General features: G+C 54.9%; 21 protein-coding genes. 8 read left to right on the top strand and 13 right to left on the bottom strand.

Going from position 1 to position 24,562, the window contains the following annotated elements; translation table 11 throughout:
• Positions 1–751: 751 nt before the first annotated feature.
• Positions 752–1,096, top strand: a complete 345-nt coding sequence (locus tag VLX68_17295) for a histidine triad nucleotide-binding protein (protein ID HUI93999.1) — start codon at positions 752–754, stop codon at positions 1,094–1,096.
• Positions 1,097–1,193: 97 nt separating this feature from the next.
• Here the strand turns inward: VLX68_17295 and VLX68_17290 are convergent, their stop codons facing one another.
• Entirely contained in the window at positions 1,194–1,826 is a 633-nt protein-coding gene (locus VLX68_17290; protein HUI93998.1) for a hypothetical protein, read from the bottom strand.
• Positions 1,827–2,040: 214 nt separating this feature from the next.
• Between VLX68_17290 and VLX68_17285 the strand changes: the two genes are divergently transcribed.
• Positions 2,041–2,895, top strand: coding sequence for an SUMF1/EgtB/PvdO family nonheme iron enzyme (locus VLX68_17285; GenBank protein ID HUI93997.1), 855 nt, complete (start codon positions 2,041–2,043; stop codon positions 2,893–2,895).
• 16 nt (positions 2,896–2,911) lie between these two features.
• Here the strand turns inward: VLX68_17285 and VLX68_17280 are convergent, their stop codons facing one another.
• From VLX68_17280 to VLX68_17260, 5 genes are all read right to left on the bottom strand, one after another.
• Entirely contained in the window at positions 2,912–4,051 is a 1,140-nt protein-coding gene (locus VLX68_17280) for a hypothetical protein (GenBank protein ID HUI93996.1), read from the bottom strand.
• A 28-nt stretch (positions 4,052–4,079) separates the two neighbouring features.
• Positions 4,080–5,696: a DUF2341 domain-containing protein gene (locus VLX68_17275; protein HUI93995.1), complete on the bottom strand. Its 1,617-nt coding sequence runs from the start codon at positions 5,694–5,696 to the stop codon at positions 4,080–4,082.
• Entirely contained in the window at positions 5,693–6,526 is an 834-nt protein-coding gene (locus tag VLX68_17270; protein HUI93994.1) for a TIGR02147 family protein, read from the bottom strand. Before VLX68_17270 ends, VLX68_17275 begins: the two co-directional genes overlap by 4 nt.
• A 298-nt stretch (positions 6,527–6,824) precedes the next feature.
• Positions 6,825–7,838: a glycoside hydrolase family 16 protein gene (locus VLX68_17265; protein HUI93993.1), complete on the bottom strand. Its 1,014-nt coding sequence runs from the start codon at positions 7,836–7,838 to the stop codon at positions 6,825–6,827.
• A 12-nt stretch (positions 7,839–7,850) separates the two neighbouring features.
• Positions 7,851–10,196: a LamG-like jellyroll fold domain-containing protein gene (locus VLX68_17260; protein HUI93992.1), complete on the bottom strand. Its 2,346-nt coding sequence runs from the start codon at positions 10,194–10,196 to the stop codon at positions 7,851–7,853.
• 186 nt (positions 10,197–10,382) lie between these two features.
• Between VLX68_17260 and VLX68_17255 the strand changes: the two genes are divergently transcribed.
• From VLX68_17255 to VLX68_17230, 6 genes are all read left to right on the top strand, one after another.
• Positions 10,383–11,375 carry a Gfo/Idh/MocA family oxidoreductase gene (locus tag VLX68_17255; GenBank protein ID HUI93991.1) on the top strand — a complete coding sequence of 331 codons (993 nt, stop codon included), beginning with the start codon at positions 10,383–10,385 and terminating at the stop codon, positions 11,373–11,375.
• 154 nt (positions 11,376–11,529) lie between these two features.
• On the top strand, positions 11,530–12,555 hold the full coding sequence (locus VLX68_17250) for a substrate-binding domain-containing protein (protein ID HUI93990.1): 1,026 nt from the start codon (positions 11,530–11,532) through the stop codon (positions 12,553–12,555).
• A gap of 85 nt (positions 12,556–12,640) precedes the next feature.
• On the top strand, positions 12,641–13,009 hold the full coding sequence (locus VLX68_17245) for a DUF2321 domain-containing protein (protein ID HUI93989.1): 369 nt from the start codon (positions 12,641–12,643) through the stop codon (positions 13,007–13,009).
• A gap of 289 nt (positions 13,010–13,298) precedes the next feature.
• Complete coding sequence (locus VLX68_17240) at positions 13,299–14,447, top strand: hypothetical protein (protein ID HUI93988.1); 1,149 nt, start codon at positions 13,299–13,301, stop codon at positions 14,445–14,447.
• A gap of 176 nt (positions 14,448–14,623) precedes the next feature.
• Entirely contained in the window at positions 14,624–15,130 is a 507-nt protein-coding gene (locus VLX68_17235; protein ID HUI93987.1) for a hypothetical protein, read from the top strand.
• A gap of 57 nt (positions 15,131–15,187) precedes the next feature.
• Positions 15,188–15,637: a C-GCAxxG-C-C family protein gene (locus tag VLX68_17230; protein ID HUI93986.1), complete on the top strand. Its 450-nt coding sequence runs from the start codon at positions 15,188–15,190 to the stop codon at positions 15,635–15,637.
• A gap of 207 nt (positions 15,638–15,844) precedes the next feature.
• Here VLX68_17230 and VLX68_17225 read toward each other — a convergent pair whose 3' ends face one another.
• From VLX68_17225 to VLX68_17195, 7 genes are all read right to left on the bottom strand, one after another.
• The gene (locus tag VLX68_17225; protein HUI93985.1) at positions 15,845–17,461 is read right to left on the bottom strand and encodes a hypothetical protein; all 1,617 of its coding nucleotides are present in this window, start codon (positions 17,459–17,461) and stop codon (positions 15,845–15,847) included.
• Positions 17,462–17,648: 187 nt separating this feature from the next.
• Positions 17,649–19,916: a glycoside hydrolase family 3 C-terminal domain-containing protein gene (locus tag VLX68_17220; protein ID HUI93984.1), complete on the bottom strand. Its 2,268-nt coding sequence runs from the start codon at positions 19,914–19,916 to the stop codon at positions 17,649–17,651.
• 137 nt (positions 19,917–20,053) lie between these two features.
• Positions 20,054–22,330, bottom strand: a complete 2,277-nt coding sequence (locus VLX68_17215; GenBank protein HUI93983.1) for a glycoside hydrolase family 3 C-terminal domain-containing protein — start codon at positions 22,328–22,330, stop codon at positions 20,054–20,056.
• 9 nt (positions 22,331–22,339) lie between these two features.
• On the bottom strand, positions 22,340–22,741 hold the full coding sequence (locus VLX68_17210) for a T9SS type A sorting domain-containing protein (protein ID HUI93982.1): 402 nt from the start codon (positions 22,739–22,741) through the stop codon (positions 22,340–22,342).
• 237 nt (positions 22,742–22,978) lie between these two features.
• A complete protein-coding gene (locus VLX68_17205) occupies positions 22,979–23,263 on the bottom strand; it encodes a hypothetical protein (protein HUI93981.1) in 285 nt (94 codons plus the stop codon).
• 455 nt (positions 23,264–23,718) lie between these two features.
• On the bottom strand, positions 23,719–24,291 hold the full coding sequence (locus tag VLX68_17200; protein ID HUI93980.1) for a hypothetical protein: 573 nt from the start codon (positions 24,289–24,291) through the stop codon (positions 23,719–23,721).
• A 47-nt stretch (positions 24,292–24,338) separates the two neighbouring features.
• Positions 24,339–24,562 (bottom strand): T9SS type A sorting domain-containing protein (locus tag VLX68_17195; protein HUI93979.1); only part of this gene is annotated, 224 nt, incomplete at its 5' end.

Below are 24,562 nucleotides of genomic sequence, written 5' to 3'. Positions count from 1 at the left end.
GAGAATTGTTTGAGTATATTGAGCATGTGTATAATGGCCAGAGAATCCATACGGCGATCGGCATGCCGCCCCGTATATTTGAGTCTGTAAAGTTGAACCAATGTGCCTAAACGAGTGTCCATTTTAAGGAGTCAGGTCCATTATCGGGAAGGGATAAATATCTTACCATTCTGGACGCAGGCCCTCTTCCCTCTATGCATCCTTTTATTGGACTGTAAGCGTGTCGGCCCTTGACACCGTGCCTTTTGCGACGACAACGGACACCGTGTTGCTCCGCAAAACCGAATCTGGCCCTACAACAGCGGTCTGGATTCTATAGGTGCCTTCAGGCACGAAAGGCAACAGGTAGTCCCCCGGCCTCCGCCGCATCCCTTATGTCAATATGATATTTTCAAGCGGGACGCGGCGGTGATCCGGGGGCACACCCCCTTTTTGGCGCCGGCACTCCCTTGGCCGCCGATCATTCGGGTGGCTGTTGACCGGCAGTGGTGATAGTGAGTTTACACGGCGGAACGAAGAGATATTATAAGGGCACTAGGTAAAACGCCTTTTATCATCAAGCGTCATTGCCGCAAACATTTATTTTGTTATTAAGATGTTGGCTGCCCGGTCGGCGCCGGCGGAGTAACTTGACTAACAAGAACTTCGCCGCCGCGGCGGCCCGAGCCGAAGGCGAGACCGGAGGGAGAACCGGTGCCGCGACCGGCAGGCGCCATTATCATTAATAAACAAAAAAAAGGAGACTAAACCTATGCCTGACTGCATTTTCTGCAAAATCATCACGGGCCAGATTCCGTCGAGTAAAGTGTACGAGGACGAGCACGCCCTCATCTTCAAGGACATCAACCCCGTGGCGCCCACGCACCTGATCGCCGTGCCCAAGGAGCATTTTCAAACGATCCAAGACGTGCCTGAAAAAAAAACCGATGTGTTGAAAAACCTGATGGAAGCCATTGGAAAGGCCGTGAAGAAGGAAGGGCTTGTTGCGGGCGGGTACCGGATTGTGATCAACTCGGGCGAGCACGCGGGCCAGCTCGTGCCGCACCTGCACGCGCACATCCTCGCGGGACGGGAACTGGGATGGCCTCCGGGTTAGCGGCCGTCGATCTGAGTCAACGGTGTCATCTGCTAACGGCTATTTTGATGGTGGACCCGACGAATGGCTCGATGATGATCATGCCTTTCCGAGGCCATTAATCACGAATCATCAGCTTTTTTGACAAAACCCCCTGCGGTCCATAGGTCGCGATATATACTCCAGTTCTCCTGACTTTCATTTTGTCAATGCACCGCCCGGACAAATCATATAGTTTCATCGGCCCGGCATCTTTATCGAGCATAGGCAAACGAGAATGCACTTTGTATTTAGTTCCCCCGCTGACTCTTGGCCCGATGAGTACCATTGAATCCCTTGCTCCACTGTTCGGAACAAACATCGTCTTGAGAATACACTGATCGGCATAGCCGCCCGCTTTAACCATGGTGCAGCCAATGCAAGATCCAACGGTCACCATTGTCAAGACCAATGAATCTCCGGACGCAATCGACAGTGAACAGCGGCTTCCATAATAAACGTACATTGGGGTGTCTTCCGGGAGAAAGGACGCCTTCGAGCATGATTCCCGCCCTCCGACCGGCAAGATCAAAAAACTCCAAGTTAATTTTTTTGGTTCAGTAACGACAAGATTGATCCGGGAGCCCTTTGCAAAGATGGAATATCCCGGATGATCACTATGAGGGGAAAAAGACCGGGCATTTACAGAGGAAAAACCGTAGTTTCCGGAGTCGTCGGTCGTTGTTGTCAAGTTAAGGGTGACCAGCTTCACCAGGGCGCCTTTTATGGGAACCCCGTGACGCAGCGCACCCGGCCCGACGCCGTGGCCAGGCCATGAACAGCGGCGGCAAAAACCAGGGCCACCAAACCGGATCGCATATTTGATTTGATAATTTCTCTCATGCGGGGATCCTTATATCAAACTTGATAAAACAGCTTTATTCCGATAAAGTATTTTTTAAACAATCAACCATCGTCAGACTTTTATGAAAGCTTCATTCCTCATCGCATTGGCATTATCCGCACTGGGAATCGTTCTTTCCGGCTGCGGGACCGAGCCCTTCCCCGCCGGTCATGCCGCGGATCCCCTTGACGGCATGCGCCTTATTCGGGGTGGCGCATTTCTCATGGGTGAAGCGGGGATCGCCGAGCCCATTCACGCGGTGACCGTTTCTACTTTCTACATGGACACCACGCCGGTGACACAACAGGCATACCAGGCGCTTATGAAGGAAAATCCCTCCTATTTCACGGGAAGCCCCGACTTGCCCGTTGAAACCGTGACCTGGTTCGATGCCGCGCTGTTCTGCAACGCCAGGAGCAGGGCGGCCGGCCTGGACACGGTGTATTCCTTTTCGTCAATATCCGTCATTTCCGGCGCCGGCTGCGGTTCGCTGGGCGCCCTTGGGATACACCTTGACAGAAAGGGATACCGCCTCCCCACCGAGGCGGAATACGAATACGCGTACCGCGCGGGGTCCACGTCCGATTATTACTGGGGCGACACGGTGGACGGAAACTACTGCTGGTACTACGCGAACAGCCAGTCAACCATGCACCCGGTCGCGCAAAAGCTGCCGAATCGCTTCGGCCTCTACGACATGGCGGGCGACCTGTGGGAATGGTGCAACGACTGGTACGGCCCCTACGACACGGCAGCCGCGACCGATCCCGCCGGCCCGTTGCCGGGCGATTACCGCGTCGCGCGCGGCGGTTGCTGGTATATTTATTACCTGCCCGTCCTGAGCGCCGGCTTCCGGTATTACTTCGCCCCGTTTCCCGGAAAGTTCCAGCCGCCGCACGACTTCATCGGCTTCCGGTGCGTGCTGCGGGCGGACTGAGGCACATCAAGTCTTCCTATCGTGTCAAGAACGCTTTCTTTATGAACACCGTTTCATTGTTATATTGATAACAGACGATAACGCTCTGCCGCGTGATCCTTGTTATCTTGGAAATGTCCTTGACAATACCGCAATAGAGTTTTTGTCCGGCAAGCGAATAGACCGTCATTTCACGCGGAACGCCGAAACCGGCAGCCTGCTCCGCGCGTGAGACCGCATAACGGACAGCGACGCCAAGCTGATCTAGAATGGCTTTTGCCGAGGCATAGTCTCCCTTCCTGAAATCGGCCCACGCCGTCGCAACATTGAGCCTGCTTTTTGTGGCGGCCACGAGCCCCTGTTCGACGCTCATGATGGCGGCGACTTCAACGGAATCCACGTTCGCCACTTTGTCGGTGATGAAGTCAGGGGCCAGGTTCCTTCCTGCGGCAAGGCTCATGTACGCGATCACGTAATCCGTCTTGATTTTGGACGGGTTGGGGCCGACCTGGTCCCAATGCATGGAATCGGCAAGCACGGTTGCGAAGAAGTTCTTGTAATAGGCCCAGCCCAGCTGCGTCAGCAGGCCCTTGAAGGTGTTGTACACCGGATACGTCGGGTATTTCTCGCTTGTCAACCAATAATTTCCGAACGCTGTGTCCACCGACTGCTTGAGCAGCTCGCCCGCCATGAAGCCGGGAAAATACCACACGTCGTCGCACCACCAGTCGCGCGGCCAGTCGCCGCTCACCGCGCCCGTGGTCGAGTTGATCACCTCGCCGATGATCACGCCGCGTATCCACCGCAGCCCGTCGCCGATCTGCGGCCGGCCGTAGAAATCGCTCAGCGCGTAGCCCACGTCGCCGCCGCCCGACCACCCGCTGAAGCAGCCCACGCCGCAGCCAGAGTCGATCTGCACGTGCTGGGGCTTCTGCGGCGGCCCGATCCCCAGGTCCTGCACGATGGACGGTATGGCCTTGTCGAGCTCGGCCGCCACCGAGTCGATGTTGTTCTTGTAGGTGTTGCACGCGGCAAGGTTGTAGTCCGGCGTGACCCACACCGAATATTCCGACTTGTGAAGGGTGTCCCAGGTCTGCGCGCGGGAGGCGCCCGGCGCCAATGCGAGGCAGGCAAGCGCCGCGCAAAGCGCGGCCGCGTTCCGTTGCGTTAAGATCATACTGTTCTCCTTTGTATAAGGTGAAGAGTCATTTGAAGGACACCAGCGCGTCGACGGGTTTCTGGTTCATGTAGCAGAGTTTGTTCCAGTCATCGGAGCGCGCCACCGTACACACCCGGGCCTCGTCGATTTCCCCGACAAAATTCTTCACGCCCGCGCCGACGGCGCCGGACCCGATGAACGTGTTGGTCCCGAGCCCCGAATACAGCACGGCGCTGGTGTCGTAATGCACCGCGGCCGCGTTGCCGTCCAGGGAAACTGACTGCACGTGGTTGATTGCGTCAAGGGAAAAGCTCAGGTAATGCCATTGGTCGGGGAGCGAACCGGCCGTCTGTATCAAGCTCCAGGCCGTTGCCGACGAATCGGCACAGTGAACCTGATACAATCCCGTCGCAAACAGGCTCTGCTTGACGTCGAGCCGCAGAATGACGTTTCCGCCGAGCGACAGCACCTCGTAGCCCGAAGTGTCGGCGGCCGCCGACCGCACCCATGCGCTGAGCGTAACGACGGCGGGCGATCCCAGAAGCCCGTTGACACGAAGGGAATCCATGCCGCCGAAATGTTTGCATCCGCCGATGAGGCCCGCGGCATCCGATGCGCCGAAGTCCGTTCCGTCGTGGCCGTTTCCCGTTGCGTCAACGCAACCGGCGTTCAGGTGCCATACCGCCTCGAACCCGTTTGCGGCGCCGAACACCGCGGGCCCGCTGGAGCTCATCGACGCGGCGGGATTCCCCCACGACATGACGATTGCCTGGCCGCTGTCGCTGCCGTAAACGGTGTCGGCCCTCACCCAGATTTCCGCGACGCTCTTCGCCCTGCTGAACCGCTCGATCTCGGCGGGCAGCGCCGTGCCGTCGGTCTTGGCAAACCGGAGGTCGCGGCCGGAATCGGCGGCAAGGCTGAAATCGAAATTGGAAGCGCTGAGACGGAAGAGCACGGGAAAGCCGGTCACGTCGCCGGAGACGGCCGCCCCGCCCGCGGTCGTTTTCAAAAAGGCAAGCCGGGAGTATTTCCACTGCGCCGGAAAATGGACCGCAAACGCGCTGCCGGAGAATGTTTCTATATTGTCAAGAACATTCTGCGGATCGGCCGGGCTGCTTGAAAAAACCCGCAATTCATACAGCCCCTCCGGCATGTCGTAGATTGAGAATGCGCCGTCAGGGCCGGCAAGGGTGAGACGGTCCAGCCCCCGCACCGCGACATACCGGTTGCCGTTTATCGGCGCGGCGTCGAGTTTCCCGGAAATCCTTGCATACGGTTTTAGGGTCCACGTACCGAGATCGCGCATCGAGTCCGGCAGCCCGATTTCGCATTGAACGGCCACCGCCCATCCTTCGTTGTCGTTTATCTCTATGACATAATTCCCCGAATCGATGGCGGCCAATTTGAGCCTTCCCGTATTGTCCGTGACCGTGTCAAGGCAGCGCGCGCACTTGTCCGACGTATCGACGGGCTTGAAATAATCCGCGGGCCGCAGGTGCACCGCCGCGCCGACCGCGCGCGATCCGTCGGCATACACCGCAAGCGCGGTGTATCCCGTGGTCGTTTCGGTGCCCGAGCCGTCCGCAACCGGCGTCATTGAGGAGCACGACGCGATCAGCAGCGCCGCGCATCCGGCAAGCAAGGGGCGCAGGAGCTTCCTCATGGAGATTCTTCTCCCCTGCCCCGCGCGGTAAGCGGAAAAACCTGGAAATTGACATGATACACGCCGTCCGGGTTTTCATCGAGCCGGGCAATCTCGAGCAGCTCCTTGCGTACCTCCTTGAGACGCTCCTTCATGGCCTCGAAGCCCTTCCGTGAAATGCTCACGGTGACGGTCGAGGTTTCGCGAAGGGCCTTGGGGATCCTCGCGATGGACTCGCCCGCGAGCGCGATCGCCTGTTTCTGGAAATTCTCGATGGCGATGGAGTTCCACGATTCGCCAGTGGTCACGAACTGGTCGGCGAGGCGGTACACGCCGTCGCTGCCTTTTTTTATGAGCGAGAGCCGTTCGAGCAGCTCCACGGCGCGTTTGGCGTCGGGCACGCTTATCGGCGGGTTGAGTTTCGCGGCCAGCTCCCTGTAATCGCCCGAAAAGCGGTAACAGTTGAGAAGTTCCCTGATCGCAATATAGTACCATTTGTTAAAGAACTCGTATTTCGCGCTGTCAAGGGTGTTGATCCTCGGTTCGCGCAGCTCTATGAGCTTTTCGAAATACTGTTTGCTCTTGTCCTGCTGCTTCACCCGGTTGAACCGGACAAGGAGCCTGAAATATTCGGTTTCCTTTTTGTTAAGCTTGAGGAACGCAGCAAGCGCCACAACGGCCTTGTCCGAGATGTGCAGCTGTTTCTGCAGCACCTTCACGTAAAAGCTGGCGTCAAGGCCCGTCTTGCCGGCAATGTAGCGATAGGAGAAAAACGGGTATCGCTGCTTGTTGAACTCGTAGTGGTCCTTGAGATACTCACGGTACTCGAGATATTCAAAAAGGGATTTCATGGGACGCGCTGCTTTGAAGAATTAAGGACGGAACACAAGCATTTTATTGATAGGATATAAATAAAAAATGCAGCGGCGGGAAACAATATGAAAATAATAAAATGTGGAACTTATTTTTCCACAGCATATTAGCGTAATTGGCTTGGCTTGTTGGTGATATATCTTTCATTATCAATTAGTTAATACTAACGACGTCGTTTCGACATGAACAATAAGATATTATATTTTCCATCTTTTTGGCATTGTATATTCCACACTGCCCGTCAACTTCCAATAAGTTCTTCGAGCTTTCGCATCATCAATAAATTATAAATGTCTTACGCGTCAACATGCCTTGTCCAAGCTCTATTGCATAAATTCCCGGGATCAATTCAGGCAGCCTTGCCATTTGCGCATTTGCCGGAATATAAATACCGCAGACAACGCGCCCGCGCATGTCAACAATCCGCATTGAAACGTCCCGTTCAAATGCCTTGTCAAATCTGAAGAAAAGCCTGCCGCCGCATCTTGCTATTCCGACATGCCTTCCGACTTCAGGCTTTTTCTGCTGCGCGACACTTGACAAAGTACCGGCCGGGATGAATTCAAAACTGCGGACGATTATCTCGACGGGCTGCCCGTTGCTCGGCGAGCCGCCGCATCCGGAGCAGAGCCACAGGTTCATGCCGAGGGGCATTGCCCGCTGGGGAATGTTGACCGAAGGGGTTGCCGGCGCATAGGTCCAGCGTTTGATTGTTCCGGCGGTGTCTCCGGCGGCCCTCAGGCCTTCCTGGCTTGCAAACGCGATGCCCGAGCTTGTCCATACGAACGACGAAGTGGTGTAGGTGCCGTTCAATGAAAAATTGAACGTGGTTTCGCCCACGGTCGTGCCGGAATTCGGATATACGGTATAATCGCCGTTTGGCCAGGCCGCGTTTCCCCAGCGCGCGTACTCGATATCGATCTCGTTGGTGCCGTCGGCCCCGACGCCGCCTTGCGGACCGTAGGGGAACAGGCCCAGAACGACGTTTTTGTCCATTTTGTCAACAGGCCCTTCCACCTGCCAGCGATAGGCGCCGAACCCCATGTTGTCGGCTGAAAACAACTCCGCGCAGGTCCATGCGCCGGCCGACTGCGAGATTTTCAGGTGCAGCCAGTTGTTTGTGTCGACCGCGACGTTGCCCGCCGAGCCCGTGTTGCCGCCGGCCATGCCGCCCGTGGTCACGTTCCAGGTGTGGCCCGCCCAGGTGATGGTGGCGGCATCGGAGTGTATTATGCCCGACAAAGCCATGGCCGCCGATGCAAGTGCTGCAATGAATTTATTAAGTGACATGCTGCAATTCCCTTAACGAAAAATCACTTCCGTTTTCGCAACCGGCATATTTTTTTGCCGCATGATGTAAATCCCGCGGCCGAGGGTCCGATTGAACAACATGTCTCTCACCGATTGGGCTTCGCCAACTTTTCTTCCAAGAATATTGTAAAGATATATTGGCCCTCCGCTTTTTTTTACCGATGAATAGTGTATCGAAGGATGATTTTGCACCTCCGTAAAATTTTCCTGCCTGCTCCATAATGCGGAATCGGCGCCGTGCATGTAACCGATGACCGGCGCGGCCTGCCACAGAATGTCCAGTTGCGCCGTGTCCAGCCCGGCATACGTCATGTCCCAGCGCTCGCCGTACCAACCGTTGTCGCGCGTGTGGCCGTGCAGATAGTTGAGGATGCCGAACAGGTGGTTCCGCCATTTTGGATCGGGATCAATTGAATACAGGCTGTGCAATGCGCGGACATGCGAGTATCCGCCCCACTGTCCTGTTTCGCCCAGCGCTCCCGTTGCCTTGTCGATTCTTTCGGTGTAAATCGCGTCGGCCCTTTTGCGCGCCATGTCCAGGTACGATGAATCGTTGTAAACGCGGAAGAATATCAGGTCTGATTCGAGAAAGTAGTCGGTGACATAGGAGAGAAACCCTTTGTTAATGGTGAAATCGGGCGCCATACTTTCATAGACAATGCCGTCGGGACGCACCATGCCGTGGGCATGAAGGTAATCGTACACGCCGCGCGCGAAATCGAGGTAGACCTGTTTCTTGGTGACCTGATACACCATGAGCGCGGCCTGCGTGGCGAGCGTGCTCGCCACGCCGTTGAGTGTCTGGTTCTGGCTCGCCCCCGGCATGTTCTCGTGCCACGGCATGCCGCCGAAACCCGGCGCGTTGTTCTCGTAATGCATCTCGAACTGCATGACCGTCTCCGCCTCGTTGACCAGCGCGGTGTCCTTTGTCAAATTATACAGTTCCATGAGCGCGACGATGATGTGCCCGTTGTCGTCAAGGTAACGGTCGGCGGTGCCGGTCTGGTTCGAGTAGGCATTGTACGCCCAGAGGTTGTTGTAAAAATACCGGTACCGGTTTTTGAACGCGGGCCAGAACGTTTTCCAGGTGGACTGGCGGTAGGACGTGTCGTCCCAGGAAGCGGTTGCGTTGAGCGCCATCCAGGTCACGGCCTGCCCCCACACGAACGCCACGTCGCCCTGCACCCCGCTCTTGACGCTCCCGGCATACAGATTGTCCGCCCGCTTGAAACCCGAATTGAGTTCGTTGAGCGCCTCGGTTCCCCATGAGCGGAAAAGGTCGGCCGGATTGCAATAGACAAATGACAATACATCGCCCGTGACCCGCACGCTGCCCGGGAACACCTCGTCCACCCGCCAGTAGTAGGTGGCGTTGAGGGTCAGGGATGCCGTGTATGACGGGGCCGCAAGCGATCCTTTAAAGGAGGCCGAGCCGGTTGTCGCAGAAGTCACCGCCGCCTCGTCGGTGCCCAGATACAGGTCATGGCTGATTGCGCCGGGACTCGCCAGCCAGGAAAGCCGCGGGTTGCCGGGCGAGAGAAATGAAAGGTTTTCCGGATACTGCCCTGAAACGCGGCCGCTCTCATTGACATAAACGGACATGACCTGCTCGCCGGTGAGCGCGCTGTCCCAGAGCGACACGCCGGCGAGCCAGCCCTGGTAATACGCGCCGTCCGCGCGCCGGCCGAAAAACAGGGGCTGCGACCCGTTGTCGCCGTAATTGGCGAGCCCGCCGTCCTTCCCGGCAGGCGCCCCGTTCACGTAGAGCCAGAGGCTGTCTTTTGATTTGTTAAGAACGAACGCCACCTGTACCCATTGATCAAGCGGTACGGATTGACTGAAATGCTGCGTCTGCGTGGTGAAATCGTTGATCCAGCAGGTGAGCGTCGCATACGCGGCGTTGCTGTTTGAGGCGAGCTGAAGGCTCCAGGGGTTGTTAAAATTCGACCGGGCAACGGGACAGCCGCCGCTTGCCCCGGGTTTCATCCAGAATGAAACGGTGAAGGTGTTGAAGCCCGGCAGTCCGCTCACCGAAACGCCGTCGTCAACGCCGTCGAAATACATGGCGCGCGGTAAAGCGGCGGCGTTGGGTCCGGGCTGGCCGAAGAGCGGGCCGCCCGAGGCGACGCCGTTTGAATTTCCTATGGTGTCAACAACGACCGTTCCCGCCGCATCGTCAAGGAGCCACTGGTGGATTTTAGCGGCCCATAGAGGCACAACGGAAATGCAGACGACAAGCAGAAAGGCATTCAGTTGACTGATGGTGAATGAAAATAGTCCGGAATGTAATGAAATATGATTTTTGAAAGAAAGGGACGACACTATACGGCCTTTCATACCCTACCTTGCTATCCCCCATCCGAAGATGAATATAAGGAATAAAATCCGGAACCCGCAAGGTTTATAAAACCATTGGCCGAAAAAGTGTGGAAGAGTGTGGAAAACAAGGGCAAATAGTATGTTACTATGCAATAACCATCAATCATTAAAAAAACCGTCCCAGTCAATTAACAAATAATAAAAATGAAAAATAGCGTGATACAGTGGGGCATCCTCGGCTGCGGCCACATTGCCGCAAAGTTCGCCGCCGCGCTGAAAGCGGTTCCCGAAGCGAAATTACATGGAGTTGCGTCACGGAACGAGGCTAAGGCAAGGGATTTTTGCCAAACTCATGGCGCGGTGAAATGGCACGAAGGCTATGAAGCTCTGGTTGCAGACCCGGAGATCGATGTGGTGTATGTTGCCACGCCACATATTTTTCATAAAGAGCACAGCATTTTGTGTCTGAATCACGGAAAGCCGGTGCTGTGTGAAAAGCCCTTTGCCATCAACAAAAAAGAGGCCGGAGGAATGGTCGCCTTTGCAAAAGCGAAAAACCTTTTCCTCATGGAGGCGATGTGGACGCGGTTCCTGCCGGTCATCGTAAAAATCCGTGAACTGCTTGCCGGCGGAGCTATCGGCGAGGTACGTATGCTTTTCGCCGATTTCGGCTTCAGACCCAAGTTCGACCCGGAATCGCGGCTCTTCGACCTGGCCCTCGGCGGCGGCTCGCTCCTCGATGTGGGCGTGTATCCGGTATCGTTCGCCCATTTGATTTTCGGCAAGCCGCCGTCACGCATCGCCGGTTCTGCCGCGTTCGCCGCGACCGGCGTTGACGAGAGCATGGCGGCCGTCCTCCGATATGACAAGGGGGAAAGCGCGCTTTTGTCAAGCTCCATCGTTCTGGACACCGTCTGCGGGGCAACCATTTTCGGCACCGCCGGATCCATCCGCATTCCGGCATTCTGGCGCGCCGTTTCAGCCACGGTCACTGCCGGCGGGAAGGAAAAAATAGCGATTCCCTTTCGGGCAAACGGTTACGAATACGAGGCCGAAGAGGTGGTGCGCTGCATCCGGGACGGCAAAATTGAAAGCGAAATAATGCCGCTGCAGGATTCGCTCGCAATTGTGGAAACTATGGATGCCATACGGGCGCAATTGGGGCTGGTGTACCCGACGGAGAAATCCTCAAGGTAATTTTCAATGAATGATCAAAAAGCAAATTCCGGAATAAGCCGGACCACTACAAACGGCATTAGCTGCTTGTGTAACGGAACGCACAACTATATTTTATAATCATCGCAAAAGAAAAACCTGAGGACTGGCCACACTTTCAACAAAGGACGGACCCATGAAAAAACATTCCCTCTTTGTCATGCTCGGCGCACTCGTGCTTTGCTTCGGCCTCGCCGGGTGCGGCGGCAAGGAAAAACAGTCCGCGGCTGTGCCGAAAGTGGGCGTTTCGCTCCCCACGCAGCGCGAAGAGCGCTGGGTGCGCGACAAGGTGAAAATGGAACAGGTGTGCGGCGAAATAGGGCTTGATTTCACGCTCAGCGTCGCGGACAACGACGCGGCCAAGCAGGCGGCACAGTGCGACAGCCTCATCGCGGCGGGCGCGAAGGTGCTCGTGGTGGCCCCGCAGGACGCGAAGGCGTCCGCCGCCATCGTTGAAAAGGCGCATAAGGCCGGCGTGAAGGTGATCGCCTACGACCGGATGATCCTCGACGCCGACGTCGACCTGTACGTCTCGTTCGACAATGTAAAGGTCGGCGAGCAGCAGGGCGAATACATAACGAAGCTCGTGCCGCGCGGCACCTACGTGGTCCTGTCCGGATCGCCGGACGACAACAACGCGAAGCTGTTCAGGCAGGGCGCTATGAAATACCTCCAGCCGCTCATTGACAAAAAGGACATAACGGTCGCGGCCGACGAGTGGATCAAGGACTGGCGGCCGGATGAGGCGCAAAAGGTGTTGGCGGCCGCGCTCGCCGCGAGGAAAAACAAGATCGACGCCGTGCTCGCGCCCAACGACGGCATTGCCGGCGCGTGCGTGGCCGCGCTTTCCGCGCAGCACCTCGCCGGCAAGGTGCCGGTCACGGGCCAGGACGCGGAGCTCGCCGCGGCACAGAGGATTATCCAGGGAACGCAATGCATGACCGTGTACAAAAACACGCGCAAGCTCGGCGCCGTCGCCATCCAGGCCGCGCTCGCCATGGCGACCGGACAGCCCGTCGCCATGATCAACGGCAAGGTGAACAACGGGAAGATCGACGTGCCCGCGATTCTGTGCGAGCCGGTGGCAGTGGACAAAAGCAACCTGGATTCGGCGCTGATCGTGACGGAGTATTTGAAAAAGGAGGATGTTTACAAGAAGTAATTGAGCTTTATTCGGTGATGAAAAATTTTGCTCAACCTGCCATTTAAATCCAGATTCAAAGTACCTACAAGAAGGAGGCGTAATAATGCCAGTGTTCAACATAGTAAAAAGTAGGTATTCTGATTCTAATGGTCCTGAATGGGATGAAACCTTAGTATACGAGAACGGCCACATAATAAATTCGCTCAAAAACCAATATCCTGCCAATAATAAAAAATTCTGCGAAAAGTGCGGCTGTCCAGCATTGGATAATTGTGATAAGCGCAATCAACCAATTCGAGAAAATAGAATAGGCGTTGCTAGTGGATACATTCGCCCTGCCTTCTGCCATAATTGTGGCAATCCTTTTAAATGGACGCAAATCAAGATCGAAACTGCCATTGAGATAGCTTCTAATGCTGAACGGATTGATGAAACAGATAAAGAAATTATTAAAAAACCCTTCCTGAAATAATTAAAGACACGGATCACTCTATGCTCGAATCGGTAAAATTTAAAACAGTTTTAAGGAAGATAGGGAACGGAACTGGAAATATGATTAAAGATATTCTGGTTGATATAGTTAGTGAAATGGCCAAGAAAATAATTTGGCCTGAACGATAGAAGCCCAATTTTCTTACCTAGCACAATTCAAATTAGGACACTGCCGAATAATTTTCTTCCTTGACGTATGGCATATCTGGGTGGTATAATTAAACATCATAGCTGATATTTTTCGCTCACACCTTTTCCCGAGGGAAATCATGGTAAAAAACCTTTTCCAACTCGGCTCACCGTTTCTGCTCTTCGCCTGCTTCAGTCTGTATGCCCAGAACCTGCTGCTCAATCCAAGCTTTGAAAACGACAGCCTGGGCTGGCAGATGACCACCAGCGGCGGCCGCTCGATCGTCACCACGCAGGCACAGAGCGGCACGCACAGCGAGCAGATGGTGCTGCCGGGCGTCGCCTTTCCCCGCGCGGTGTGGCAGACCGTGTCCGACTCGATCATGCCGGGCGCTGCATACATAGTTTCGGGCTGGATCAAGACCGATGCCGTCATCACTTCGACGGCCCAGATCATGGTGCTGTGGTTTAATTCAAAGAACCCGACCAACAGCCAGGTTCCTACCAATTACCTTTCAATCGATACGGTGGGCAAGCTTTCAGGAACGCATGACTGGACAAGCCTTGTTGATACGCTTATCGCCCCCGCCAGTGCCATGACTGCACAGGTGTATCTCGAATGCACGGCCACCGGCGGCAGCAGCGGAACGGCCTGGTTCGACAACCTGTCGTTCCAGATGGTGCCGCCCGTCCCTCCCAAGCTCGTTTCCGCGGTGGCGAGCGACAACAACATCGAGGGGTTAGGCATAGACAACGACGATTACGTGCTGCTCTCGTTCGACAAGGCCGTGAACAACGTCACGGTCACGGCCCTGAACATCGATTCGATTTTCCCCTTGTCAAACGGCCACAGCTGGCTCGACGGGTTCGGCGCGCTCGGCAGCGCGGTATGGAACCCGGCCTTCACCAAATTGCTGGTCAACCTTTCCACGATGGTGTCGGATCCGAGCATCAGGGTCGGAGACAGCATCACGTTTACGCGTGGCGCCGGAAAGGTGGAACTGACCGGCACCTTTGACCCGCCCGTGGCCGTTCGTCAGCACGCCGCCGCCTTGTCGGGCCGCTTTCACGTAACGGTGACGCCGCACTCCGTGGTTTTCTCTTGCCCTCAACAGGGCACGCTGCGGATTATCGATGTCAAAGGTCATTGCCTCGCTGATTTCGGTTTGGGCATATCGTTCACCTGGAATTACAAAAACGGCGGAACATGGAACGGAGCGGGTGTGTATGTCGCGCAATTGGCGGTCGGCAACGGGATGATCGAAAGCAGGAAAATTCTGCTGCCATAATGTCATTGAAAACCGGCGGATGACGAAGCCCCCGTCCTGATCAAGCGGGGGCTTTTTAGTTTGGCCCTTGCATCACGATAGACTGCTGCAATCAAAATTATCGCTGGCCCTTCGTCAATAAAAGTATTTTTAATCATCTTCGCACCACATTCGATCTACTTACAGGGAGAATTTCCATGGCCAAAAACCGTATTGTCATTTCAATCCTGTGCTGTGTTTTTCTTTTTGACCCGCCCGCCTTCTGCAGCCATCCCACCGAACCGCTTTTCGACGTCGTGGGCGCGTCGCTTTGCATTTTTCTGGGCAAGATCTCGGCCGCAAAGAAGACCGACAAGTATCTCACGAGGGACTTTGTCAATTATTATTACTGGGTATTCACCATAAAAATCGACAAGGTGGTCAAGGGGGATTCGACGCTGAAGACTTTTGACTTCATGGAATTTCCCTCAGACCCGGCGTGCGAGATCGACACCTCGAAACAGGAGACCTTCCTGTTTTTCATGTCAAAATCGGTCAGGGTCGCCCCGGGCGTTACCGACTGGATGGTGGAACGGCAGTACAAGATCGTCAACGGCATCTTCACTCCCTCCTTTTTGCAGGACGAAACCAAGCCGCAGCCGGTAAAGACGATCATAAAAAAAATAAAGAAAATTGTGAAGGAACAGCAGCAGCAGAAAAAATAGGCTTCGACGCCATAGCCGTTCGCCAATAAAAAAGCGTTGACTTCAGGGAAGTAACCCGTGTCATCAACACAAGACGCAACTGACCTTTATAAAAAATCCTTCACCTGCTCGCAGGCCATCTGCGCCGCCTTTGGCAAGCGCTTCGACCTCGACGAGAAAACCGCGCTCAAGATTTCCTGCGCGTTCGGCGGCGGGTGTTCCCGGCTCGGCCTCACCTGCGGCGCCGTGACCGGCGCGTTCATGGTGATCGGTCTGAAATACGGCAGATGTCAATCGGAAGACCTTGCGGCAAAGGAAAAAACCTACGCAATGACGCAGGAGTTCGCAAAGCGGTTCATCGCGCGAAACGGTTCACTCAACTGCACGGAGCTGCTCGGCTGCGATCTGGGGACCGAGAAGGGCTATGCGGAGGCAAAGGAGAAAGGTCTTTTCACCACGCTGTGCCTGAAGCTGGTGAAGGATGCGGCGGAGATTTTGGAAGAGATTATCAAAAAAATAGCGCTTTAACCTCAAAAAAAAACGGAATGTTCCTCGGCAGTCATTGCGGACCTTGCGAAATTAATCAAAGGTGTTGTTGCCCATTTTCCCTTATAAGCAACCTTTTGCAGCAATTAAAAATGGGGCCGATTTTCCGTTTCTTTTCACTCGGGAAAACCGGCCCGTTGCTTCACTTCTCTGTCAACCTTCAACTGTAAACGGTCAACGACATCATCCTCACGGCCTCCACGTTACCGAAACGCTCGACGTTTCGGGCGGGGCCATGATCTGGTCGAAATACCATACGGTGATCGTGTCATTGCCTGCAACCGAGATCGTCTTGTTGGTTGCCGAGGACGCTCCCGTCGTGAATCCCACCGTCCCGGTGAAAAGATAGGTGGTGTCAACGCGCGCGGTCACGGGAAAAGCAAAGCCCGTGGGGTCCTTTTTGCTCTTCACATTGATGTTGAACGAGTTGGCAATGATGTGGTCGTTTTCCACGGTCAGGTTCATGACATTCGTTGTGCCGTGGTACCCAACGCCGAGTGAATCCGGCATTATCGACACGCTTGTTGCCTTCCATAGCAGCGCAGTGCCCTGCAGCGCATCGCTGACAACCGGGGTGTTGAGCGCACAACTCTGATAGATGGTGGTCAGCGTGTCGATGGGCGGCCGCACCGCGAGCACCGATCCCGCAACCGACTGCGTCAGCGATGCGCCGACAAAACCCTGATACGATCCCGGCGATCCGGCAACCGCGGGCAGCACCAGGTTGAAGCCCACCGTGTCTTTGTGGGAGGCGATGTGAACGGTGATCGAAGGATCGGTGATGTTGCGGTCGTCGGCGATGACGGTGATGGGATTTTTCAATCCGAGGTAAATCGACGTTGACGGTTTTACGCTCGGCATCATTGCGAGCCAGATCGCCTTTGCCGTTGCAACGGTTGTCAATGGAGACGCGGCACGATACGTGATCGTGATCGAATCGTTGTCATGGGTGAGGATCGTGTCCTTGCCCGACTTCGCTGAACACGCAATGAAATACACCATTTGTTCATACATACCGGGGATGCCGGCGACCTTGTCGAGCTCCACGGTATCAGGGGCAGGATAGAGTTTTGAAGTGACAATGGCGTCCACGGTTGCCGCGGTTGCATACGGGTCCTTGGCGGTGATGTACATGGGCTCGTCTATACCCTGGTAGGTGTCTACGTCGGGAGCCACCGTGACGGACACCGTAACGACAACGTCAAAGGTTCCCGTGTATGAATCTATGGCGTACTTGGTATAGACATATCCCGCACGGTTGATAAGGAGGGTATCGACCGCGGCTTCGACCTTGGCAAGACGTGACTTTTGCATGACGGAGCCGGTTCTGCCGGAACCGCCGAAAAGCGGATTTTTCATCAGGCGTGACACGGTGTTTCCGACCGTCACCCGGCAGAAATACATCTGCGACGAAAAACCCGCGGGAAAGGGCATCGTTCTGTAGGTACCTGCGGCCAGGGCCTTTTCGCTGAACGCGGCGACGCACCTGCCCCTGCAGTCAAATGTTTCAACCCTGACGAGCTCGTTGTCTCTCGCCACGGTAAAGGTCAGGAAATTTCCCGAAAAAAACGGCACCGGACCGGCGGGCGACGGCTGAATGCCTCTTGCCGCGGCAGCGCCAAATGAATAGTTTCCCGCCGTATCGGTGGTGTCGGTGAGTTTGAGGGCTTTCAATTTCACGATGGCGCCGGAAACGTTCCTGCCGTTGTTGTCAGTGATTTTCCCCGTTATGGCGACGGTCTGCGCCGCGGAAAACGTCACGAGCGCCAGCAGCAGCAGCCCGAACAATCTTTTGACCGGATTCATGAGTCCCCCCCTTTGGAGAATTGTATAGGATCGGATTGTCTTAATTCGGCAGTTTGACAATACAAGAAAATCGTAATTGCACAATCTCTTGGCAATAAAAACAACCCTTTAAAAAACCGAAAGTTGAAAGGGAATCGCTCTTCCTGCTTTCAACTTTCAGTCTTCAACATCCGTCTGGATGGCGCGGTCAATAGAACATTATCGTCCCTTGTTGCCTTATGTCAAGGGACGAGGAGCCCACGAGAACGTCAACCGCCCCCGGTTCTATCACCCAATTCGATTGGGTGGTGTCGTAGTATTCGAAGTCGCGCTCCACAAGATTAAAAGTGACGGTCTTTGTCTCTCCGACGTTAAGGGGAACGCGTCTGAACCCGCGGAGATCTTTGTATCGCCTCGGCTGGGCGCTCTGCTCGTCGTGAAGGTACAGTTGCACCACCTCGTCGCCGACCACGCTGCCGGTGTTCTTGACGTCCACCGAAACGGCAAACGTATCGCCCGGATAGCCGCCGTTGGGACTGATTTGGAGGTTGCTGTACGCAAACGTGGTATAGCTGAGTCCGTAACCGAAGCAGAACAGCGGCTTCAGATGGTGGTAGTCGTAATAGGGGTATCCCCGTCCTTCCCACACGGGCTCGTATGGATCGCCGGTATCGCCCCACGGAGTGTTCACGCCGAACCTTGGAAGCTGGGTCGAGTCCAGCGGGAAGGTGAGGGGGACTTTCCCGCCCGGATTGTAGTCGCCGAACAGAACTTCGGCGAGGGCCATGGCATGGTCTTCACCGGGATAACTCGACATGATGATGGCCGGGACCTTGTTCCAGTTGCCGGTGTCCGCGGTGCTGCCGCCGGTATACCACACAATGGTATGGCCGGGTTTTGCCGCGAGCACCTTTCCGGCCAACTGGTCCTGCGTATCGGGAAGCGACACTTCGTTTCGGTCAAAGCCCTCGCCTTCGTCGTTGGGCCCGATGCACACGATCGCATAGTCGCAATTATTGTAATCACTGTTGACCGTGATGTTTGCGCCGCCGATTTGTTTTACCGCCTGGGTGGGCGGGGTGTAGTGCTTGCTGGGACAGTTCTGGGCGCTGCCCACCGGACCGCACCGGATCTGATTGGCCCAGGGCCCCACCATCGCAATGGTCATCGGGTTGCTTCTGTCAAGTGGAAGCAGGTTGTTGTCGTTCTTGAGAAGGATATAACACTCGCGCGAGACGCGGCGCGCATAGTTGTACATGTTCGTGCTGTTGATGGAATCCTTATACATTGTTCTTGCGTATCCGGCATTGAAGCAGCCTGTTTTGTACCGCGCCCACAGCGAGCGCCTCGCTTTATCGTCGAAAAATGCCTGCGAAATCGTTCCAGGCACCAATGCAGCAAGGCCGCCGCCCCATGTTCCAGGCGTGGGCAGGTCGAGCCCGGCAAGCGCCAGTATGGAAGCATTGCCGGTGCCGCCATTGTCCCAGTCGGTGAGTACGAAGCCCTTCAGGCCCCAGAAATTCTTGAGGATGTCGGTCAGGGTGTGATGGTTCTGCGCATTATGGAAACCATTTACGGAATTGTAGGCGGTCATGATGGCGGCACAACCGGCATCATGCGCGGCCATGCCGAAGTGGTAGGTGTACAGCTCGCGAAGCCCCCGCTCCGAAACGTGCACGGGATAGAATCCCCGCGCGCGCTCAACGTTGTTGCAGCAGTAGTGCTTGAGCGTCGGAATGGTGCTCCACATAACGCCCTTGACGGATGCGGTAGCGTCCTTGCCGTTTACAAAGGGGTCTTCACCGTACGATTCCGTGGTCCGACCGGCCCGGCTGTCGCGGCAAAGATTGCACGAAGGCCCCAGCTGGACGTTGTAGTCGAAGCCCCGGAAGCACATTCCCATGAAATAGCCGCCCTCCTGGATGATGGCAGTGTCCCAGGTGGCGGCCATTGCGAGGCCCGTGGGAAAAGACCAGGTGCCGCCGAGGCCGTAGGGGCCGTCGCGCCAGTTGAGGCCCACGACGCCTGCCGCGCTCCCGCCGTTGACAATAGTCTGTTTGTCACCGTTGGACATCGATGCGATCTTGCTTTCGATGAACACAGCGGTGTCGCTCTGCGACAGGGCAATCGAGATCTTTGCCTTGTAGGTGCCCGAAGGCGCGCCGTTGAACTGACAGCCAAAATGGATGCCTTTTTCTCCCTGCCAGGTGAGCGGGCCGATGTCGCCCATTGTCATCGTGAGCGGTACGACTTCACCGGTTCCATCCTTAATAATCGATACGGAAACGTTGAACCGGTCATACGCCCACCCGATGATGCGATAGGACACTTTTCCCCTGTACTTGTAGATGCCGCCGGAATTATCCACGAGCTTGAGGAACACCGGCGTCACCAGCACGGTGTCGATCTGAGTTGTCGGCTGGCCGAGAGCGAATGAAGCGCCGAGAAGAACCGCAGTAATGAAACGCCAACGCATACTCCCCCCTTTTTTATCTGGCTTATGCATGGTTAGACCTCGAAAAAGATTTGCCGCAGAGACCCGGAGGACACTGGGATCGTAAAACTGTTTTTCGAATCATCTTTTCTTCTCCGTGATCTCGGTGGTCATTTTTTTTAATAGAACATTATCGATCCGGTCTGCCTGATGTCGTCCGACGCGGCGCCAACGAGCACGTCCACGGCGCCGGGCTCGATCACCCATGCGCTCTGCGTGGTGTCGTAGTATTCGAAGTCGCGCTCGACAAGGCCGAAGTCCACGGTCTTTGTCTGGCCCGCGGTGATCGGGACCCTGGAAAAGCCGCGCAGGTCCTTCACGCGCCTCGGCTGCGCGCTCTGCTCGTCGTGCAGGTAGAGCTGCACCACTTCATCGCCGTCGCGGGTTCCCGTGTTCTTCACGTCAACGCTCACGTGGAACGTGTCGCCGGGATAGCCGCTGTTGGGCGAGATCTGCAGGTTGCTGTATGCGAATGTCGTGTAACTCAGGCCGCGGCCGAAGGCGAAAAGCGGCTTCATGTTATGATAATCGAAATAGTGATATCCCCTGCCTTCCCAGGGATCTTCGTAAAAGTCCTTGGTCGCTCCGGAGGTGTTCCAGGGAAGTCCGATGCCAAACACGGGAAGCTGGATCGAATCCGCAGGGAACGTGAACGGCAGGCGCCCGGCGGGATTATAGTCGCCGAACAGGACCTCCGCGAAGGCGAGCGTATGGTCTTCGCCGGCGAAGAACTCCGCGATGATCGCGGGCGCGTCGCTCCAGTAGCCCGAATCTGCGCAGCTGCCGCCGCAGTAGAACACGATGGTGTTCGGACACGCGGCCATGGTCTGCTTCACCAGATTGTTGGTCGAATCGCCCAAACTCACCTCCACCCGGTCGTTTCCTTCGCCTTTGTCAACTGGCCCGATGGCCACCACGGCGTAGTCGGCACCCGCCGGATTGCTGGTGACCGTGACGTTGTTGCCGCCGATCTTCTTTATCGCCGCCGCGGCTGACGTGAGATGCTTCGGGTTCACAAGACTGCTCGCGGAAATGAACCACTGCATACTGTTCGCATAGGTCCCCACGCAGGCAATCGTTACCGGTCCCGAATTTCTGTCGATCGGCAAGAGGTTGTTGTTGTTCTTTACAAGCACCATTGACTCACGCGTTGCGCCACGCATATAGGCATAATGCGTCGCGTTGTCAATGGAATCGGCGTATGTCGACTGGACGGTGTAGCCCGGCTCAAAACAATGCGTCATGTAACGCGCCCAGATGCAGCGACGCGCCTTGTCATCGAAAAAGCCCTGGGAGATCGTTCCCGGCACCATTGCCGCCAGGCCGCCGCCCCACCCGTCCGGCGTCGGCAGGTCCGTGCCAGCAAGCGCGTCGTTGGTATGATTGCCGCCGTTGTCCCAGTCGGTGAGAACAAAGCCTTTTGATCCCCAGGCATTCTTGAGAATGTCGGTGACAATGTGCTTGTTTTCCGGACAGTGTATGCCGTTGACATTGTTGTACGCTGTCATGAAACCCGTTGCCGGCCCCTGTGAACCGGCGATGCCGAAATGATAGGTGTACAATTCGCGCAAAGAACGCTCGCTGGCCGTCGATGGATACCCTCCACGAGCCCTTTCTTCGTTGTTGCAGCAGAAGTGCTTCACCGTGACCATCAGACCCGACTTCGTACAGCCGCGGCAATCCGCCGCGCCCATTTTTCCGTTGACATACGGGTCCTCGCCATAGCTTTCGAAGGTCCGGCCGCCACGGCCGTCGCGCACCAGGTTCATGGTGGGCCCGAGCATGACATTGTGCCCCAGCCCGCGGAAATCCTGTCCCTTGTAGTAACCGCCTACCTCGGCGAGGGCAGTATCGAACGTGGCTGCCATGCCCTCGCCGGCCGGATACGCATACCCGCCGCGGTCGCCGTACGGACCGTCCTGCCAGACCATCGCGGGCACGCTGCCGGCGGATCCGCCGTTGATAATGGTCTGCTTGTCGCCGTTGGAAAGTGTGTTTATCAGGTTTTCAACGAATTTTGCCGAATCGCTCTGCGACGCGGCAACGCTCACCTTTGCCTTGTAGGTGCCGGTGGGGGCGCCGTTAAATTGACAGGTGAAAAAAATACCCCGTATTCCGCCAAAGCTGAAATTGCCATAACCGTCGCCTTTTGCCGAAGTGATGGGCACCACCGCTCCGGACCCGTCCTGGATAATGGAAAGTGAAGCGTTGAACCGGTCGTTGGACCAGCCCACGAGCTCGTAACTGACTTTGCCCACGTACTTGTAAACATTGCCGGTTGTGCTCACGAGCTTGAGAAACACGGGCGTCACGAGCACGGTGTCTATGGTCGAGGCAGGCTGGGCAGAGAGAAGACCCATGCCCGCCAGCAAAATTACTGCGGCTTTTTTAAGCATGGTTTCCTCCTATCTGTATAACGCGAATTTCTGGTTCTGCTGAAACGTGCCGTACGATATTGACGCCAAGTAGATTCCGGGTGAGGCCTTCTGGAGATCACAATAGATTGTCCCGTGGTTGGAGGTAAGGGTGACCTTTTTCACCAGAGCGCCCGAAAGTGAATAAATGCAGATAGAGCCAGACGGAACCGAGCCGCTCACGGTCCATTGCAGCAATATTTTTCCCTTTTGGGCCTTGGGCCCTACATGGAAAAACGACATGGCCGCCGGGGCGACAACTTTGCCCGGCACCGCGGTCAAGGTAAGCGGGAATGTGAATGATGCACTGAACTTCTCAACGGTCTGCGCCAGCAGCACGCTCGTTGTCAAACAGAGAATGCAGCAGAGCACAGAAATTTTTTGGGTAACCATGTCTCCCCCCTTTGAATATTTTGGTTAGTTTAATCGGTTAAGAATTGTTTACTATGAAAATGTTTGGCTATCAACGAAACTTCGGCATTGGTTATGATTAAAAATCCCCCTCTTGAGGTACTACATACAAATATATGTAAGTTTTGGGGGAAAATCTAAAAAAAATTAATAATAATAGAACGCTTCTATAATTGTAGCTTCGGGGTATTTTTGATGAATAATAGCCAAAGAAATAATTCAATCAAAAAGAAAACGTCGTTCCTGGGATTTTATTACAACCTCTTCATTGTAGAATATGTCAATCTTGCAATATGTTGTATCTTTGCAAATCTGCAAATTGTGAAATTCGCTCTTTAACTTTTTATCCCACACACCTTGGATAAAATGACTTCCCCTCTTTTTCTCTTCGCTAACACCAACGCCATTCATGGCCCAGGCATAGGCAGAAGACAAGAATGCCGTGCCTTCTGTCCGGAAAGTCCCCCAAGCACACCAGAAACGAGACCCAGTAGATATTTCCATGGATACGGCTCAATAGGGCGTCACGGGCGGAAGGCTGGACCGGCTCTTTTGAAGAATCGCTATTTTGAGCCTTGGAACCCTTAGCAAGGCCGTACGGATTTTAAAAAGATCGCTTGCAGTAAATACTCGTATCTTGCCCTTTCGCTTTGCTGCCTTATAAAGCACGTCCTCATAACGCTAATATATCGTCTGCCCGATCCCGAGCCGTCTGCATAGCTCGCCTACCGTGATGAGACCCTGTTGATTGTACTGGTTGACGTAGTGCGCTTGTTGGGCAGTACGATGCTTCCAGATGAATTTGGGAATGCCTATGCAGTGGTGTCTACGACGAATTGTGGTTACACGGCCACAGCCGCATTGGCAGGTATGCTTGCCTTGATACAATATTTGCTGTCTATATTCACCCTCTACAGGCCGAGCGAATCGGACTGTATTTTGAAGCAATACCCGAGAGTCTAAAATTTTGTTATCAGACAGGTACCATTGGCAAGGATTTTTTTGACAATAAAATTCCGCGGCTTAACCATAATCTTCCTTCCTTTGACATCACAATACGATGTAGGATATACCTGTACTTTGTTCGAAACGGAAATGAAGGCATTCGAGATCATCAGTGAGTAACATTCGAATCCCATTGTTTGGCTTGGACTATATGTGAGACCATTTGACGTGCCATTAGGATTCTTCACGACAACGGAATCAACCGAATCCCCCTGAACAGTCCAGATAGTATAGCCCGATTTAAAGAGTTGACATCTGATCGTGGCTTGGGGCATGTTGACCGGAAATGTAATATTTATGGTTACAGTTGGAGTTGGGTAACCCCCACTTGGGAAAGTAGCAGTATCGAAGATTACGGAATCCTTGGTGCCCCAATAACCCTCTCCGCCCAACACATCGAATCTCAAATGGACAAACCTATTAAGGGGAAGATTCGCAATTGCCACCTTAATGGTCGCGGTGACATCGGCGGAAAAAACGGCTGAAAACGAAATCAAGACCAACACAACACACTTTATGCTTTTCATACAGACTCCTTTCTTAATGCACTTTCGACCCCCTTTCTGCTGTCTTCCTATTTCGTTATGCTGAATTTTCCTTTAAAGAATATGTCGCCAGCGCGGAAGTCGAGGATGTAAACACCTGGACAAAAACTGCCGGAGGCGATCTTAATGCTGTGGGTTCCAGCTCCCAGCATGGAAGTTTTGCGACTCATCAATTCTCGACCCGAAATATCGAATATCCTATAATTAATGCTTGAAGATCGGGAAAGAGTGAAATGAATGCCGTTGGCTGATA

It is taken from the genome of Chitinivibrionales bacterium (assembly GCA_035516255.1).
GTDB lineage: Bacteria > Fibrobacterota > Chitinivibrionia > Chitinivibrionales > FEN-1185 > FEN-1185.
This window is presented reverse-complemented; position numbering and strand designations above follow the sequence as displayed.

Coding starts and splice junctions, on each gene's coding strand:
- VLX68_17200 (HUI93980.1), bottom strand. CDS start 24,291: ATGAAAAGCATAAAGTGTGTTGTGTTGGTCTTGATTTCGTTTTCAGCC.
- VLX68_17220 (HUI93984.1), bottom strand. CDS start 19,916: ATGCGTTGGCGTTTCATTACTGCGGTTCTTCTCGGCGCTTCATTCGCT.
- VLX68_17215 (HUI93983.1), bottom strand. CDS start 22,330: ATGCTTAAAAAAGCCGCAGTAATTTTGCTGGCGGGCATGGGTCTTCTC.
- VLX68_17265 (HUI93993.1), bottom strand. CDS start 7,838: ATGTCACTTAATAAATTCATTGCAGCACTTGCATCGGCGGCCATGGCT.
- VLX68_17260 (HUI93992.1), bottom strand. CDS start 10,196: ATGAAAGGCCGTATAGTGTCGTCCCTTTCTTTCAAAAATCATATTTCA.
- VLX68_17270 (HUI93994.1), bottom strand. CDS start 6,526: ATGAAATCCCTTTTTGAATATCTCGAGTACCGTGAGTATCTCAAGGAC.
- VLX68_17240 (HUI93988.1), top strand. CDS start 13,299: ATGGTAAAAAACCTTTTCCAACTCGGCTCACCGTTTCTGCTCTTCGCC.
- VLX68_17295 (HUI93999.1), top strand. CDS start 752: ATGCCTGACTGCATTTTCTGCAAAATCATCACGGGCCAGATTCCGTCG.
- VLX68_17275 (HUI93995.1), bottom strand. CDS start 5,696: ATGAGGAAGCTCCTGCGCCCCTTGCTTGCCGGATGCGCGGCGCTGCTG.
- VLX68_17225 (HUI93985.1), bottom strand. CDS start 17,461: ATGAATCCGGTCAAAAGATTGTTCGGGCTGCTGCTGCTGGCGCTCGTG.
- VLX68_17235 (HUI93987.1), top strand. CDS start 14,624: ATGGCCAAAAACCGTATTGTCATTTCAATCCTGTGCTGTGTTTTTCTT.
- VLX68_17285 (HUI93997.1), top strand. CDS start 2,041: ATGAAAGCTTCATTCCTCATCGCATTGGCATTATCCGCACTGGGAATC.
- VLX68_17255 (HUI93991.1), top strand. CDS start 10,383: ATGAAAAATAGCGTGATACAGTGGGGCATCCTCGGCTGCGGCCACATT.
- VLX68_17210 (HUI93982.1), bottom strand. CDS start 22,741: ATGGTTACCCAAAAAATTTCTGTGCTCTGCTGCATTCTCTGTTTGACA.
- VLX68_17245 (HUI93989.1), top strand. CDS start 12,641: ATGCCAGTGTTCAACATAGTAAAAAGTAGGTATTCTGATTCTAATGGT.
- VLX68_17280 (HUI93996.1), bottom strand. CDS start 4,051: ATGATCTTAACGCAACGGAACGCGGCCGCGCTTTGCGCGGCGCTTGCC.
- VLX68_17205 (HUI93981.1), bottom strand. CDS start 23,263: ATGGAAATATCTACTGGGTCTCGTTTCTGGTGTGCTTGGGGGACTTTC.
- VLX68_17250 (HUI93990.1), top strand. CDS start 11,530: ATGAAAAAACATTCCCTCTTTGTCATGCTCGGCGCACTCGTGCTTTGC.